The 15341-nt window shown below is 72.4% G+C and carries 17 protein-coding genes; 9 read left to right on the top strand and 8 right to left on the bottom strand.

Annotated elements, in window-relative coordinates; translation table 11 throughout:
• A partial coding sequence (locus C1I98_RS20715) for a sensor histidine kinase (protein ID WP_111169088.1) occupies window positions 1-1360 on the bottom strand: 1360 nt, incomplete at its 3' end.
• A gap of 12 nt (window positions 1361-1372) precedes the next feature.
• Complete coding sequence (locus tag C1I98_RS20720; RefSeq protein ID WP_233508030.1) at window positions 1373-2089, bottom strand: response regulator transcription factor; 717 nt, start codon at window positions 2087-2089, stop codon at window positions 1373-1375.
• 225 nt (window positions 2090-2314) lie between these two features.
• Between C1I98_RS20720 and C1I98_RS20725 the strand changes: the two genes are divergently transcribed.
• Window positions 2315-3106 (top strand): ion transporter, encoded by a 792-nt coding sequence (locus tag C1I98_RS20725; RefSeq protein WP_111169090.1) that lies wholly within the window; start codon window positions 2315-2317, stop codon window positions 3104-3106.
• Here the strand turns inward: C1I98_RS20725 and rpsD are convergent.
• Window positions 3094-3708, bottom strand: coding sequence for a 30S ribosomal protein S4 (gene rpsD / locus C1I98_RS20730; protein WP_111169102.1), 615 nt, complete (start codon window positions 3706-3708; stop codon window positions 3094-3096). The genes C1I98_RS20725 and rpsD overlap by 13 nt on opposite strands.
• Before the next feature lie 83 nt (window positions 3709-3791).
• On the opposite strand from rpsD, the gene C1I98_RS20735 reads away from it, so the two are divergent.
• Window positions 3792-4532 carry a DUF2470 domain-containing protein gene (locus C1I98_RS20735; RefSeq protein ID WP_111169091.1) on the top strand — a complete coding sequence of 247 codons (741 nt, stop codon included), beginning with the start codon at window positions 3792-3794 and terminating at the stop codon, window positions 4530-4532.
• A gap of 15 nt (window positions 4533-4547) precedes the next feature.
• Here C1I98_RS20735 and C1I98_RS20740 read toward each other — a convergent pair whose 3' ends face one another.
• Window positions 4548-5744, bottom strand: coding sequence for an ROK family transcriptional regulator (locus tag C1I98_RS20740; protein ID WP_111169092.1), 1197 nt, complete (start codon window positions 5742-5744; stop codon window positions 4548-4550).
• Window positions 5745-5973: 229 nt separating this feature from the next.
• On the opposite strand from C1I98_RS20740, the gene zwf reads away from it, so the two are divergent.
• From zwf to eda, 4 genes are read left to right on the top strand one after another with little or no spacing between them, the layout of a single operon-like run.
• Window positions 5974-7386 carry a glucose-6-phosphate dehydrogenase gene (zwf, locus tag C1I98_RS20745; protein WP_233508031.1) on the top strand — a complete coding sequence of 471 codons (1413 nt, stop codon included), beginning with the start codon at window positions 5974-5976 and terminating at the stop codon, window positions 7384-7386.
• A complete protein-coding gene (edd, locus tag C1I98_RS20750; RefSeq protein ID WP_111169094.1) occupies window positions 7383-9245 on the top strand; it encodes a phosphogluconate dehydratase in 1863 nt (620 codons plus the stop codon). The genes zwf and edd overlap by 4 nt, the downstream gene beginning before the upstream one ends.
• Window positions 9242-10219: a glucokinase gene (locus C1I98_RS20755; protein ID WP_111169095.1), complete on the top strand. Its 978-nt coding sequence runs from the start codon at window positions 9242-9244 to the stop codon at window positions 10217-10219. The genes edd and C1I98_RS20755 overlap by 4 nt, the downstream gene beginning before the upstream one ends.
• A 20-nt stretch (window positions 10220-10239) precedes the next feature.
• Window positions 10240-10851, top strand: a complete 612-nt coding sequence (gene eda / locus C1I98_RS20760; protein ID WP_111169096.1) for a bifunctional 4-hydroxy-2-oxoglutarate aldolase/2-dehydro-3-deoxy-phosphogluconate aldolase — start codon at window positions 10240-10242, stop codon at window positions 10849-10851.
• Here the strand turns inward: eda and C1I98_RS45340 are convergent.
• Together C1I98_RS45340 and C1I98_RS20770 are read right to left on the bottom strand one after the other, a co-directional pair.
• The gene (locus tag C1I98_RS45340; protein ID WP_306461902.1) at window positions 10772-11275 is read right to left on the bottom strand and encodes a helix-turn-helix domain-containing protein; all 504 of its coding nucleotides are present in this window, start codon (window positions 11273-11275) and stop codon (window positions 10772-10774) included. The two genes, eda and C1I98_RS45340, sit on opposite strands and share 80 nt — an antisense overlap.
• Entirely contained in the window at window positions 11272-11469 is a 198-nt protein-coding gene (locus C1I98_RS20770) for a hypothetical protein (RefSeq protein WP_111169097.1), read from the bottom strand. The genes C1I98_RS45340 and C1I98_RS20770 overlap by 4 nt, the downstream gene beginning before the upstream one ends.
• A gap of 326 nt (window positions 11470-11795) precedes the next feature.
• Here C1I98_RS20770 and C1I98_RS20775 point away from each other — a divergent pair, with 326 nt between their 5' ends.
• Window positions 11796-12038, top strand: coding sequence for a hypothetical protein (locus tag C1I98_RS20775; RefSeq protein WP_111169098.1), 243 nt, complete (start codon window positions 11796-11798; stop codon window positions 12036-12038).
• The gene (locus C1I98_RS41565; protein WP_199537086.1) at window positions 12017-12178 is read left to right on the top strand and encodes a hypothetical protein; all 162 of its coding nucleotides are present in this window, start codon (window positions 12017-12019) and stop codon (window positions 12176-12178) included. The genes C1I98_RS20775 and C1I98_RS41565 overlap by 22 nt, the downstream gene beginning before the upstream one ends.
• Here the strand turns inward: C1I98_RS41565 and C1I98_RS20780 are convergent.
• On the bottom strand, window positions 12168-13190 hold the full coding sequence (locus tag C1I98_RS20780; RefSeq protein ID WP_111169099.1) for a LacI family DNA-binding transcriptional regulator: 1023 nt from the start codon (window positions 13188-13190) through the stop codon (window positions 12168-12170). The two genes, C1I98_RS41565 and C1I98_RS20780, sit on opposite strands and share 11 nt — an antisense overlap.
• 526 nt (window positions 13191-13716) lie before the next feature.
• Between C1I98_RS20780 and C1I98_RS20785 the strand changes: the two genes are divergently transcribed.
• Window positions 13717-15015, top strand: coding sequence for an ABC transporter ATP-binding protein (locus C1I98_RS20785; protein WP_111169100.1), 1299 nt, complete (start codon window positions 13717-13719; stop codon window positions 15013-15015).
• A 33-nt stretch (window positions 15016-15048) separates the two neighbouring features.
• Here C1I98_RS20785 and C1I98_RS41570 read toward each other — a convergent pair.
• The coding region (locus C1I98_RS41570; protein ID WP_438672099.1) for a hypothetical protein at window positions 15049-15341 on the bottom strand (293 nt) is incomplete at its 5' end.

Here is a 15341-nt window from a genome sequence, read left to right on the forward strand (position 1 = left end):
GTTCCCGGCCCCGGGAGCCGTCCACCCGGTAGAAGCGGTCGAAGACCCGGGCCGCCTGCTCGCCTGTCAGTCCGGGGCCCTCGTCCTCGATCACCAGCAGCGCCTCGCCGCCGCGCGTCCCGACCCCGACGCGCACCGCGGTGCCCGCGGGGGTGTGCGCCACCGCGTTGCCCACCAGGTTGGCCATCACCTGGCGGAGCCTGGCCTCGTCGCCGAGCACGGGGGCGCCGGACGGGGCGGACCGGGGGTCCACCCCGGTCAGCCGGATCGGCCGCGACGGGTCGAGCGCCCGCAGGTCCTGCCGGGCGTCGGCGGCCAGCGTGCGCAGGTCCATCGGGGCCAGGTCCATCGGCGGCGCGGCGGCGCCCTCGTCCAGCCGGGCGAGCAGCAGCAGGTCCTCGACCAGGGCGGCCAGGCGGCCCGACTCGCTGTGGATGCGGGCCATGGTGGTGTCCACGTCGTGCGGGCCGGTCAGGCCGCCCATCCGGTACAGCTCGGAGAACCCTCTGATGCCGAACAACGGGGTGCGCAGCTCGTGGCTGACGTCGGCGACGAACCGGCGCATCCGCGCCTGCGACTCCTCCCGGGCCGCGAACGCCTGCTCGATCTGCCCCAGCATGCCGTTCAGGGCGGTGGACAGCCGCCCCACCTCGGTACGCGGCGGCATGCTCTCCGGGACGCGTCTGGCGAGGTCTCCGGCGGCGATGGCGGCGGCGGTCTCCTCGATCCGGCGCAGCGGGGCGAGTCCGGCCCGCATCGCGTACCAGCCCGCGGCGGTCAGCACCGCGAGCAGCCCGAGCCCGGTCAGCGCGCACACGACGGTGAGCCGGGCGACGGTGGACTCCACCCCGCTCAGCGACGCGGCCATCACGATGCCGGTGCCCGGCTCGGGGGGCGCGGCGCCCTCCGGAATCTGCTCGGCGACGCGGGGCAGCGCGATCACCCGCCAGGCGGTCTCGCCGTCGCCGCCCGTCACGGCGAACGGCTCGCCGCCGCGCGCGGCCACGGCCGCGGCGTCCAGTCTGGGCAGCGCGGGCAGGCCGTCGGCGGGCGGCGTGGTCCGCCAGCCGGCCAGCTCGACGGCTCCGGTGGGGGTCAGGTAGGCCGCGTAAAGGCCGTCCAGCAGGTCGAACTCACCGGCCAGGGCCCGCATCGCGTCACCGGACCTGGCCGGCGGCAGCAGCCCGGGCGAGAGCCGGGCGAACAACTGCGCCAGCGGGCGCATCTGCTGATCCACCCGGCCGACCAGGTGCGACTTGAGCATGCTCACCACCACGGCCGAGCTGACCGCGAGGCCCACGAGCAGCAACCCCATCGCGATCACCAGCAACCGCGTCCGCAGCGAGATCCTGGCCGTCATGGGCGGGCCCTCCTATCGGGGGCGGCGCAGCACGTAGCCGACGCCGTGCACGGTGTGGATCAGCTTCGGCTCCCCGCCGTCGATCTTGCGGCGCAGGTAGCTGACGTAGGTGTCCACGATGCTGGCGTCGCCGTTGAAGTCGTAGTGCCAGACGTGTTCCAGGATCTGGGCCTTGGACACCACCCGCCCCGCGTTGAGCGCGAGGTAGTGCAGCAGCCGGAACTCCGTCGGGGACAGGCGGACCGGCTCGCCGGCCCGTAGCGCCTGGTGGCCCTCGGGGTCGACTTCGAGGTCGGCGACCGCCAGGACGCCCTCCGGGCGCCCGCCGCCGGTGCGGCGCAGCACGGCGCGGATGCGGGCGATCAGCTCCTCCAGGTCGAAGGGGTTGGTGACGTAGTCGTCGCCGCCCAGCGTCAGGCCGTTGATCTTGTCGGCCGGGGAGTCGCGGGCGGTCAGGAACAGCACGGGGACCCGGCCGCGCGCGCCCCGGCCGGCGACCGAGCGCAGCCGCTCGACCACCTCGAAGCCGTCCATGTCGGGCAGCATCACATCGAGCAGCACCAGGTCGGGAGGGTCCTCGCGGGCCGCGCGCACGGCCTGCTCGCCGGTCGCGGCCGAGGTCACCGTGAAGCCGGCGAACCGCAGGGTCGCCGAGAGCAGTTCGCGGACGGTCGGCTCGTCGTCCACCACGAGCAGCCGCTCGCCCGCCCCGGTGATGTGTCCCGTCACCGCCTGGTCACCCGCCATCCCGTCGCCCGCCGTGCTTGTCAGGATATGACCCGCTCACCGTGCCCGCCCTGGGCACTGGGGACCAGGCTGCACGACCGCGCTGAGCGATTCCGCAGCGGATCTGCGAGCTTTCTGTGAGGCGGCGGGCGGGTTCGACGGGTGTGCGGAAAAGATCCTTTAAGCTCTTGATGCCGTGCCTGACGCGATGAGGGGAAGTTTCAGCACATGCGGGAGCGTGTCCGCGCGACCGTCGAGTCGACCGGGTTCCAGCGGTTCATCACGGTGGTGATCGTGGTCAACGCCGCGACGCTGGGACTGGAGACCTCGCCGTCCGTGGTCCACGCCTACGGGCCCGTGCTCGCCTTCATCGACCACATGGCCCTCTACCTGTTCGTGGCCGAACTGCTGGCCAAGCTGTACGCCCAGGGCCCGGCCTTCTTCCGCGATCCGTGGAACCTGTTCGACACCGCGATCGTGGGGGTCTCGCTGCTGCCCACGGCGGGCGGCCTTTCGGTGCTGCGCGCCCTGCGGGTGCTGCGCGCGCTCCGGCTGATCTCGACCGTGCCGAGCCTGCGACGGGTGGTGTCGGCGCTGCTGACCGCGGTGCCGGGGATGACCTCGATCGTGGCGCTGCTGTCGCTGGTGCTCTACGTGGCGGCGGTGATGGGCACCAAGCTGTACGGCGCGACCGCCCCGGAGTACTTCGGCTCGCTGCCCACCTCGCTGTTCACCCTGTTCCAGATGATGACCGGCGACGCCTGGTCCGACATCGGCAGGGAGATCATGGCCCGGCACCCCTCGGCCTGGATCTTCTTCGTGGTGTTCATGCTGACCTGCACGTTCGTGGTGCTCAACCTGTTCATCGCGGTGGTCGTGCGGGCGATGGACGACGACGATGCCGCCCACGACCGCCTCGGCCGGACGGTGCTCGCGGAGCTGGCCGCCGTCCGCGCCGAGCTGGCCGTGCTCCGCGAGACCGTACCGGGCAAGGAGAGCGCGACGGCTCAGCGGGAGTAGTGCTCCACGACCAGCCGTTCGTCCACCGGGATGCGCACCTGCTCCCGCTCGGGCCTGCTGAGCAGCGTGAAGCGCAGCTCACCGTGGTCCACGGCCAGGTAGGGGGCGCTCACCTCGTCGGCGTGCACGCCTTCGGCCGCCGCCACGAACGGCTGCCTGCCCCGCGAGCGCGGCCGGACGCCGATGACCTGGCCGGGCTTGACGAGGTAGCTGGGGATGTCCACCTTGCGGCCGTCCACCGTGATATGGCCGTGTGTGATGTACTGCCGCGCGGCGTAGATCGACGGGGCGAATCCGGCGCGCAGGACCAGGGAGGCCAGGCGCGACTCCAGCAGGACGACGAGCTCGGCGCCCGATCGGCCCGGCTTGCGCTGCGCCGCCTCCCAGTATCTGCGCATCTGCTTCTCCGAGACGTCGTAGTACCACCTCAGCTTCTGCTTCTCCATCAGGCGCAGGCCGTAGTCGCCGGTGTTGCGGCGGCTGGTCTTTCGGCCGTGCTCGCCCGGCGGGTAGGGGCGGTCCTCGAAGTAACGCACCGCCTTCTTGGTCAGCGGCACGCCCGCGCGGCGGGACAACCTCACTTTGGGGCCGGTGTAGCGCACGATCACCTCACTGTGCTTAGGTACCTTAATTAGGTAAGCCTAACCTTAGCAGTATCGTCACATCGAGGCGAAGGAGAACGGTCGTGCAGCGACCCGTTGCAGCAGCGCCCATTTCCGAACGCGTCCGCACGCTCGCCGTGGGGGCCGCGCCCACCCACGTCTCCGTGGCGTCGTCGCCGCGCCCGGCCGTACCGGCCAGGGGCGGCGTGGACCCCGAGGGCCGCCCGGTGCTGCTGGTCACGCCGGGGCATCCGCTGGCCGGCCTGCCCGAACAGACGGTGGTCACCGTGGACCTCATCGCCTGCCGGGACCTCGGCGGCCGGCGCCGCACGCGCGGCATGCTGAAGGTCCGCGGCTGGCTGGAGCCGGTCCCGGCGCACGAGGCGCGGCGTTCCGCCGTCGCGGTCGCCGAGCACTGCCCCGACGAACTGCTGTTCCAGGCCGTGGAGGAGCCCGGCGAGGCGGCGAGGCTGCTCCGGGTCGACGTCGGGCAGGTCATCTACCTGGCCGGGATGGAGTCGGGGGTGCTGGAGGCCGAGGACTACCTGTCGGCCGCGCCCGACCCGTGCCACGAGAGCGCCGAGCGGATGATCAAGCACGTCAACGCCTGCCACCGCGAGCAGCTCACGCTGGCCGTACGCCACCTGGCCGGGGCGCTGTCCGCGCCGGACGTGTGGCTGTGGGAGCTGGATCGGTACGGGATCACCGTGCGGGCCGGGCTGGACGACCCCGAACTGCTGCGCCTGCCGTGGTCGCGGCCTGCCACGAACGCCCGCGAACTCGAACAGGCGCTGCACTGCCTGATCCAGCACGCCGAGGCGTAGCCCGCGGACGGCCTGTCAGGAGACGGTGGCCCGAGGCTCGGCCGACAGCGAGGCGTCCACCGCCTCGGGCGCGAGGATGTTGGCCAGCACCATCAGCGCGCACCCGGTGACGCCCGCACCCGGGCCGAGCCTGCTCGGCTCGATGCGCAGGTTTCGAGTGGCCAGGGCGGTGGACCTGCGGTAGACGACCTCGCGTACCCCTGACACCAGTGGCTGGAAGGTCTCGGCCAGGTCGCCGCCGAGCACCACGACGGCCGGGTTGAGCAGGTTGACCGCGCTGGCCACGACCTCGCCGAGCTTGCGCGCCGCATCCCGGATGACCGCCATGGTCTCCGCGTCGCCCGCGCGCACCAGGGCCACGACGTCGGCAAGCCCGGAGACCTGACGCCCGCGCTCGCGCAGCACGCGCAGCATCGCGGTGGCGCTGGCCACCGAGTCCAGGCAGTCGACGCTGCCGCAGCGGCACAGCACTCCCCCGCCGTCGCGCACCGGGATGTGCCCGATCTCGCCCGCCGCGCCCAGCGCCCCGCGCATGATCTGGCCACCGGAGATCACCCCGGCGCCGATGCGGGTGGAGACCTTGACGAACAGCAGGTCGTCCACCTCGCCGCGGTAGGCCGCGTGGTGCTCGCCGATGGCGATCACGTTGACGTCGTTGTCCACGAACACCGGGACGGGGAACCGCTCGGCGATGATCGGCGGGATCACCAGGCCGGTCCAGCTCGCCATCACACGCACGCTCTCGGTACGGCCGGCGGCGAACTCCACCGTGGCCGGCACTCCCAGGCCGACGCCGCGCACCTGGGCGGCGGGCCGGTCGGCGAGCAGGCTCTCCCAGGTGTCCATCAGCAGCGGGAGCACGACGTCCGGCCCGCGCTCCACGTCGATCGTCACCTCCGCGGTGGACAGCGCCGTGCCGGCGAGGTCGCAGACGGCGATCTGAGTACGGCCGGCGCCCAGCGAGGCGACCAGCACCACCCCGCCCTGGGCGTTGAACGACAGCCGGGCGGGCGGACGCCCGCCCGTCGAGGGCCCTTCGGTGTCCTCCACCACCAGGCCGCGGTCGAGCAACTCGCTCACCCGCAGCGCCACGGCGGGCCGGGACAACCCGGTCACCCTGCCGATCTCGGCGCGGGTGACGGCCTCACCGGCGCGAATGAGGTGCAGCACGTCGCCGCTGGAGGCGAGCGGAGCGGCGGAACGTCGGACCATCGACCAAGTGAATCACACCCTCTTATGCAATGAGAAGTAACTACTTATTCATCTCGAATGACAAAACTCGGCTTGTCTGGAGCGGAAGATGTGGCTAGTGTCCGATCTGTCCCCGTCCAGGTAGATCATCGGAGCCTCCGTCGTGAACCCCTCGCCAACCCCCGCCGCCCAGCGCGCGACCCCGCATGACGCGGACCTCGTCGTGTTCGGCGGCACCGGCGACCTGTCCATGCGCAAGCTGCTGCCCGCCCTCTATCACTGCGACCGCGACGGCCGCCTGGCGCCGCAGACCAGGATCATCGCCCTGTCCCGCGGCGGCCTGACCGACGACGACCTGCGCGGCAAGGTGGACGCCCAGGTCCGCGCGGCCGTACCGGAAGGCGATGACCCCGCGGTGTGGCGGCGGTTCCTGGCGCGGCTGCGGCATGTGCCGGTGGACGTCCACGACGACGGGGCCGCGCACGAAGGGTGGCGGGCACTGGCCGGCCTGCTCGCCGGGCACGAGGACCGCGACCGGATCTTCTACCTGGCCAGCCCGCCGATGACCTTCGGGCCGTTCTGCCGCCAGGTACAGCAGGCCGGCCTGGTCACCCCGCGCTCCCGGGTGGTGCTGGAAAAGCCGCTCGGCCGTGACCTGGCCAGCGCCCGGCAGATCAATGACGAGGTGGGCGCCATCTTCGCCGAGTCGCAGATCTACCGGATCGATCACTACCTGGGCAAGGAGACCGTGCAGAACCTGCTGGTGCTGCGCTTCGCCAACGCCTTCCTGGAACCGATCTGGAACTCGCTGTGGATCGACCACGTCCAGATCAGCGTGACCGAGACGGTCGGCACGCCCGGCCGGCGCGGCTACTACGACCAGGCCGGGGCGCTGCGCGACATGGTGCAGAACCACCTGCTGCAACTACTGTGCCTGGTGGCCATGGAACCTCCGGCGCGCAACGACCGTGAGTCCATCCGCGACGAGAAGCTCAAGGTCCTCCAGGCGCTGCGGCCGATCAGCGGATCGGAGGCGGACCGGTTCACCGTGCGCGGGCAGTACGCCGAGGCCCCCGGCATGCCCGGTTACCTCGACGAGCCCGACCGCTCCCCGCCCACCGACGCCTCCTACCGGGTGGAGACCTTCACCGCGATCCGGGCCGAGGTGAAGAACTGGCGCTGGGCCGGAGTCCCCTTCTACCTGCGCACCGGCAAGCGGCTGCCGAGCCGCCGCTCGGAGATCGTCGTGCAGTTCAAGGACGTGCCGCACTCCATCTACCCCGGCGGCTCGCCCAACCGGCTGGTGCTGCGGCTACAGCCGAGCGAGGGCATCGACCTGCACATCATGGCCAAGGAGCCGGGCGCGGGTGAGGTCACCCTGCGGCCGGTGCCGCTCGGGCTGAGCTTCGCGCGCACCTTCGGCACCCGCGTGCCCGACGCCTACGAGCGGCTGCTGATGGACGTCATGGACGGCAATCCCACCTTGTTCATGCGCCGCGACGAGGTGGAGGCCGCCTGGCGGTGGATCGATCCGATCCTGGCCACCTGGGAGTCGGCGGGCACGCCGCCCGAGCCGTACCCGGCGGGCAGCGCGGGCCCGCCCTCCGCGCACGAACTGCTCGGCCGCAGCGGCCGTGCCTGGCACGAGGAGGAGCCGGCATGAACCGGATCGTCGAAGAGGTGACCGACGGGATCCGCGAGCGCAGCCGGGCGAGCCGGGCGGCGTACCTGCGGCGGGTGGACGCCGCCGGGCGGGAGGCCAGGGAGCGTGGCCCGGCGCGCACCACGCTGGGCTGTGCCAACCTGGCGCACGGGTTCGCGGCCAGTCCGGCCGCCGACAAGCTCGCCCTGCGCGGTTCGGTCAAGCCAGGTGTGGCCATCGTGACCAGCTACAACGACATGCTGTCCGCGCACCAGCCGTACGAGACCTACCCGGCCGAGCTGAAGGCGGCGGTGCGGGCGGCGGGCGGCGTGGCGCAGGTCGCCGGCGGTGTCCCGGCCATGTGCGACGGCATCACGCAGGGCCGCGCGGGCATGGAGCTGTCCCTTTACAGCCGCGAGGTCATCGCGATGGCCACGGCGATCGCGCTGTCGCACGACATGTTCGACGCGGCGCTGCTGCTGGGCGTGTGCGACAAGATCGTCCCCGGCCTGCTGATCGGCGCGCTGCACTTCGGGCACCTGCCCGCCCTGTTCGTCCCGGCCGGGCCGATGACCTCCGGCCTGCCCAACAAGGCCAAGGCCAGGGCCAGGCAACTGTTCGCGGAGGGCAGGATCGGCCGGGGCGAGATGCTGGACGCCGAGGCGAAGTCCTACCACTCCCCCGGCACCTGTACCTTCTACGGCACCGCCAACTCCAACCAGGTGGTCGTGGAGGTCATGGGGCTGCATCTGCCGGGCGCGACGTTCGTCAACCCGCACACCGAGCTGCGCCACGCGCTCACCGAGGCGGCCGGGCGCAGGGCGGTCGAGCTGACCGCGCACGGGCCGGAGTACACCCCGGTCGGGCACGTGGTGGACGAGCGGGCCGTGGTCAACGGGGTCGTGGCGCTGCTGGCCACCGGCGGGTCGACCAACCACACCATGCACCTGGTGGCGATCGCCGCGGCGGCCGGAATCGACCTGCGGTGGGACGACTTCGCCGCGCTGTCGGCGGCGGTGCCGCTGCTGACCAGGATCTACCCCAACGGCCAGGCCGACGTGAACCACTTCCAGGCGGCGGGCGGCATGCGGGTGCTGATCGGCGAGCTGCTGGACGCCGGGCTGCTGCACGAGGACGTGCTCACCGTGGCCGGGCGCGGGCTCGGCCACTACCGCTGCGCGCCGGAGCTGAAGGAGGGGACGCCGGTCTGGCAGGAGCAGGCCGGCGGCAGCGGCGACCTGGACGTGCTGCGCCCGGTCGCCGACCCCTTCTCCGCCGACGGCGGCATCCACGTGCTGGCGGGCAACCTGGGCCGGGCGGTGAGCAAGGTCTCGGCCGTCAAGCCGGAGCACCAGGTGGTGGAGGCCCCGGCGCTGGTCTTCGACGACCAGCTCGACCTGCTGGCCGCGTTCGAGGCGGGCGAGCTGGACGGGCGGGATTTCGTCGCGGTGATCCGCTACCAGGGCCCGGCCGCCAACGGCATGCCCGAGCTGCACAAGCTGACCCCGCCGATGGGGGTGCTGCTGGACCGGGGCCAGCGGGTGGCCATCGTCACCGACGGCCGCATGTCGGGGGCGTCGGGCAAGGTGCCCTCGGCGATCCACCTGTCGCCGGAGGCGGCCAAGGGCGGGCCGATCGCGCTGGTGCGCGACGGCGACATGATCCGGCTGGACGCGGCGGGCGGCGCGCTGGAGCTGCTGGTGCCGCAGGAGGAGCTGGCCCGGCGTACGCCGCAGGGCGCGCCGCCCTCCGATGAGCAGTGGTCGGGCACCGGAAGAGAGCTGTTCACCGCCTTCCGTCGTACGGCGGGGCCCGCCGAGCGTGGCGCGGGTATCTTCGCCATGAACGGCGTCTACGGTGTGAACGGCGAGGGCTTGTGACCGAATTCGCATATCCATGGCTGGTGGCCGACATCGGCGGCACCAACGCCCGCTTCGGGCTCGTCACCGAGCCCGGCGGGCATCCCTGTCACGTGGCGGTGCTGCCGGTGGCGGAGTACGACGACATGCCCGCGGCGGTGGCCGACTACCTGGCCGGCCACGCGGGCGGTCTCGTGCCCGGCGCGGCGTGCTTCGCCATCGCCGGCCCGGTGGACGGCGACCTCTACCATCTGACGAACGCCGGGTGGGCCGGTTCGGTGCGCGACGTCGGCATCCGGGACATCACGCTGCTCAACGACTTCGAGGCGCTGGCCCTCTCGCTGCCGCACCTGGGGGAGGCCGATCTGGTCCCGCTGGGCGGCCCGGCGCCGCCCGGCCCGCGGCCGGGTTCGGTGAAGGCGGTGCTCGGGCCGGGCACCGGGCTCGGGGTGGCCGGGCTGGTGCCCGCCGGACAGGACTGGGTGCCGGTCGCGTGCGAGGGCGGCCACGTCACCCCGCCGGTGGTGACCGAACGCGAGACGGCGGTGGTCGCGGCGCTGCGCGCCGAGGGGGCGACCTACCTGGACGCGGAGGAGCTGCTGTCCGGCCCCGGGCTGACCCGGCTGCACCACGGGCTCGCGCTGGTGGACGGGGTGCGCGCCGACCGGCTGCCGGCCGCCGAGATCGTCACGCGGGCCGACGCCGACCGGCTGTGCGGGGAGACCCTGGAGGTGTTCTGCGCCCTGCTGGGCAGTTTCGCCGGCAACGTGGCGCTGACCTTGGGCGCGCGGGGCGGGGTCTACCTGGGCGGCGGGGTGCTGCCGCGGATCGTCGCGCGGGTGTGCGCGAGTGAGTTCCGGGCGAGGTTCGAGGACGCGCCGCCGCTCGGCGACTATCTCCGCGATATTCCCACGAGCCTAATCGTGGACGCCCAGCCCGCCCTGACCGGGGCGGCGGCGTGGCTGGTCCAGCGATCAGGAAGAATAGTACGTTAGGGATATTGGAGGAGAAACGGATGAGTGTGCTCGACCTCGCCCCCGTGGTGCCCGTCGTGGTGATCGATGACGTGGACACCGCGGTGCCGCTGGCCCGCGCCCTGGTCGCGGGGGGCCTGCCGGCCATCGAGGTGACCCTGCGCACCGACGCCGCCCTTTCGGCCATCGCCCGCATCGCGGCCGAGGTGCCGGACGCGGTGGTCGGCGCGGGGACCGTGCGCACCTCCGCCGACGTGGACGCCTCGGTACGGGCCGGGGCGAGGTTCCTGGTCAGCCCCGGCGCCCCGGCCGCGCTGGCCGCCGCGATGGCGGCGAGCGGCATCCCGTTCCTGCCGGGCGCCGCGACGGCGACCGAGGTCCTGGTGCTGGCCGAGCGCGGTGTGAAGGAGATGAAGTTCTTCCCCGCCGAGGCGGCGGGCGGCGTGCCCTACCTCTCGGCCCTGGCCGGGCCGCTGCCGGACGTGCGGTTCTGCCCGACCGGCGGCATCCGCCCGGCCAACGCCCCGGATTACCTGGCGCTGCCGAACGTGGGCTGTGTCGGCGGCACCTGGCTTACCCCCGCGGACGCGCTGGCCTCCGGCGACTACGCGCGCATCGAGAAGCTGGCCGTGGAGGCCGCCGCGCTGCGCTGAGATCACCGAGACGACGTCGGCGGCCCCCTTCCTCCCTCGGCTCGCCGGCGGCCATGACGGCACCGTGACCCGGTGCCGCGATCATGGGATCGACGGCCCGTGGCGCCTCACCAGGCGCCACGGGCCTACTCATGCCCGGCGGGCGAGGTAGGTCCGGGGTCAGCGGGCGTGGCCCGAGCCTCAGGCCCAGGCCGCGACGCCCACCCGGTTGGCCGCGCCCAGCTTGCGCCGCACGTTGGCCGTGGGTCTTGACCGTGCCGGGGCTGATGGAAAGTTCGGCGGCGATCTCGGGGTTGGTACGGCCGTGCGCGACCAGCCGGGCGATCTCCGCCTCCCTACCGGGGAGCGGTTCGGCGGGCGGCGCGGGCGGCCGGAGGTCGCGCAGCTCGCGCAGCAGGCGCACGGTGACCTGCGGGCTGATCACCGGACGCGCGGGCGGAGTCGCTGCTGGGGCACGGCGGCGTCGGTGATCGCGGCGCTGGGCCTGGCCGGGGCGCTACTGGCGGCGGCGAGCACCCGCGTCCGGCCGCGGGGCCGGGTCAGGGTCGCAGTGGCCGCGCTGTGCTGGGTGCCCGCCTTCGGGCTCACCGCGCTGGTCGCGGACGTACGGATCATCATGGCGGTGGGATACGCGCCGCTGTGCCTGTTCGGCCTGCCGTTCGGCTGGCCCCCGGTGGACTACTTCGCCACCGCCTTCCCCTGGCCGGTGCGCAACCAGCTCATCTGCCTGTTCGGCGCACTGCTGTGGGCGGGCGCGGCACTGGCCTTCCAGCAGCGCACCGCGGGGGCGTGCGCCGCGTGCGGCAGGGTCGCCGGCGCGCCGAGGCGGTGGAGCTCGGCCGCCTCGGCGGCCCGCTGGGGGAAGTGGGCGGCCTATGTGGCCTTCGCGCCGCCGTTCGGCTACAGCGTCATCAGGTGCGTGGGCGCTGCACATCCCGCTCGGCATGTCCGCAGCCGAGGTCGCCGAACTGCACCGCAGCGGCCTGGTGTGGGCGGGCGCGGGCCTGTCCACGGTCGCCGCCTGCGGCGGCGTGCTGACGTTGGGCCTGGTGTACCGGTGGGGAGAGGTGTGGCCGCGCTGGGTACCCGGCCTCGCCGGCCGTAAGGTGCCGGGCGCGCTGCCGGTGACGCTCGGCGGCGCGATGTGCGCCGTGCTGCTGACCTCGTGGGCGGCGTCGTGGCGATGACCGACTGGAACGATCCGGCCTCCTGGCTGCTCAGCCCGATGACCTACTGGCCGCTGTGGGCGGCCGCGCTCGGCGCGGCGACCCTCGCCTACCGGTTGCGCAGGCGCCGTACCTGCCGGGCCTGCGGCCTCAGCGGTTGACCAGGGGGCCGGAGCCGGTGGAGCCGCGGACCACGAGTTCGGGCTGGAAGAGGAGTTCGGCGTGCTTGGGCGGCGCTCCGTTGATGCCTTCGAGGAGGGTCTCGACGGCCGCCGCCGCCATCGCGCCGATCGGCTTCCTGATCGTGGTCAGCGGCGGGTCGGTGAAGGCGATCAGCGGGGAGTCGTCGAAGCCGACCACCGAGACGTCGACGGGGACCCGCAGCCCGCGCTCCCGGCAGGCGCGTACCGCGCCGAGCGCCATCAGGTCGCTGGCGCACACGATGCCCGTGCAACCGCGTTCCAGCAAGGCGCCCGCCGCGGCCTGCCCGCCCTCGGCGGTGAACAGCGAATGGGAGATCAGGGCCTCGACGTCGATGGCGCCGAGCAGCCGGGACATGGCCCGCCGGAACCCCTCGATCTTGCGCATCACCGGCACGAACCTGCGCGGCCCCACGGCCAGCCCCACCCGCTCGTGGCCGAGGTCGACCAGGTGCTGTACGGCGAGTGCCGCCGACAGCCGGTCATCCGGCGAGATGAAGGGGGCCTCGACCTCTTCGCTGTATCCGTCGACCAGCACGATCGGCGTGCCCCGCTCGATGAGCCGAATGTAGCGCTCCATGCGCGCGGTGGTGTCGGCGTGCGGCCCCGCGACGAACACGATGCCGCTCACCCCGCGGTCCAGCAGCAGGTCGGCGAACTCGTCCTCGGGCGCTCCGCCGGGCAGGCGGGTGCACAGCACGGGCGCGAGGCCGTGCTGGACGAGCAATCTTTCCACGGCCTGGGCGAACGCCGGGAAGATGGGGTTGTCCAACTCGGGGGTGACCAGCCCGACCAGCCCGCTGCCACGGTGGCGCAGCCGCTGCGGGCGTTCGTACCCCATCAGGTCCAGGGCGCTGAGCACGACCTGCCTGGTGGTGGCCGACACACCCGGCCTGCCGTTCAGGACCCGGCTCACCGTCGCCTCGCTGACCCCTGCCTGAGCTGCGATGTCGGAGAGCCGGGTGCCGTTCATGGGGAGTACTTTACGCGCGCGGACGGCCTGCTCAGCGCGCCCGAGCGGGCGGCCCCCGACACGGCCCGCGCAACGGTCGCGCAAGGGGCGTAAGGGACACGCGGCGCGGGAGGACATGACCGCGAGGGTGACGGCGGCGTGAAGATTTCTGAAGAGTCTTGCGGTAACTTCCCGCAACCGTTTCCACACCCTGGCGACTCAGCGTCATCACCATTATGGCGTTGATCAGGGGTTTCATCGGGTCAAGCGAAGGTATAGTGGATGTGCCTAGATGGTCACGGAAGGCCCACGGTACCGTGGACATGACAGTGCCAGAATTTTAGTCGGTCCCAAATCCATCCCGGAATCATCACGGATGCAGAAAATATCCACCATGTATGGACAGAGCCCGCTCGACCGCGATGTACTACCTCATCAATCAGCACCGCCACAGATGGCGTCTCGCGCCCGACTTTCGACCCTGGGATCAGCGGCCCCACTGTGGGGAGGCTGAAGAGATCTCTTTGGATGTGGGCGGAGCAGGCCAATGAGTACGGTCGTCCTCGACAACGTGAGCAAGATTTACCCGGGCGGGGTCCTCGCGGTCGATCGTTTCAACCTGCGCGCCGAAGACGGCGAGCTATTGGTCCTACTCGGCCCTTCGGGGTGCGGCAAGTCGACGCTGCTACGGATGATCGCCGGCCTGGAGGAGATCACCAGCGGCGACCTGTGGATCGACGGGCGCATGGCCAACCACCTCCCGCCGCGCGACCGCGACGTGGCGATGGTCTTCCAGAACGGCGCGCTCTACCCGCACCGCACGGTACGCGGCAACCTCTCCTTCCCCCTGGAGATCGCCAAGGCCGACCCCTCGCTGGTCAAAGACCGCGTCATCGAACTGTCGAAGGCGCTGCACATCGACGAGACGTTGGACCGGCGCCCTGGAACGCTCTCCGGCGGGCAGCGGCAGCGGGTGGCGATGGGGCGGGCGATCGTCCGCCAGCCGTCCCTCTTCCTGATGGACGAGCCGCTGTCCAACCTGGACGCGGGCATGCGCACCGAGCTGCGAATGGAGATCTCCTCGCTGGTCCGCGCGCTGGGCGTCACCACCATCTACGTGACGCACGACCAGGTGGAGGCGCTGACCCTGGCCGACCGGATCGCCATCATGAACCGCGGCGTGCTCCAGGACGTCGGCACCCCCGGGCAGATCTACAACGACCCGGCCACCGCCTTCGTCGCCGCCTTCCTCAGCTCCCAGCAGCTCAACCTGCTATCCCCGCAGGTGCGTACCCCACAAAACCAGTACATCCTGCTGGACTTCGGCCCGCACCAGATCACCATGCCGTGGACCGATCCGCGCGCCTACGCCGTGTCCCAGCACACCGGCGGCACCATCATCGTCGGCATCAGGCCCGACGCCCTCGCCCCGGTCCCGGAGACCTACGACGGCGCCTCCTTCCAGGGCCGTGTGCGGACGCTGGAGTATCACGGCCACGAGTGGCTGGCCTACGTCGAGGCCGGGCTGCCCGCGGTGGCCGTGCCCGAGCCGCCCGACCCCAGGCAGAACGGCAAGGCGGCCAACGGCGGCGGGCCGAGCAGGGCGCGTTCGATGATGCGCCGGCTGCTGTCCGGCGGCGAACGCGAGCCGGAGCAGGAGCAGGAGCCGGAGAGCATGCTCAACGGCGCCTCCATCAGCGGCACCCACCGCCGCGCCGACCTGATCGTGCGGCTCGGCTCACGGCCGGTGTGGCGGGCCGGGGAGCACGCGCGGGTGGGCGTGGACCTCAACCGCCTGATGCTGTTCACCAACGACGGCGGCAGGATCGACCCGCCCCGGCGCTGATCCTGCCCCTGGCCTGTTCGCCGAGGTAGGAGCTCACCCGACGGCGGTCGCCTCCCCGGCGGGTGCGAGCATGGCGACGACCTCCACCAGGCGCACCACGCTGTCCAGCTCGGCCGGATGGAACTTCGCGCCCTGATGGCGCCCCACGATCAGGCACAGCCCGGCGTCCTGCACCGGGACGCACAGCAACCGCACGTCCCCGTCGCTGGACACCCCGGCCCGGGGCGGCACCTCCCCCGCCGGGCTGAAGTCGGCGGGGGCGCGCACGCTGCGGTGCACGAGCCGCGACCACGCCCGTGGCCGCCCCGTCGCCCCCGGCCCGGTGG

This window comes from Spongiactinospora gelatinilytica, from assembly GCF_003236385.1.
In the GTDB taxonomy this organism is placed as follows: domain Bacteria; phylum Actinomycetota; class Actinomycetes; order Streptosporangiales; family Streptosporangiaceae; genus Spongiactinospora; species Spongiactinospora gelatinilytica.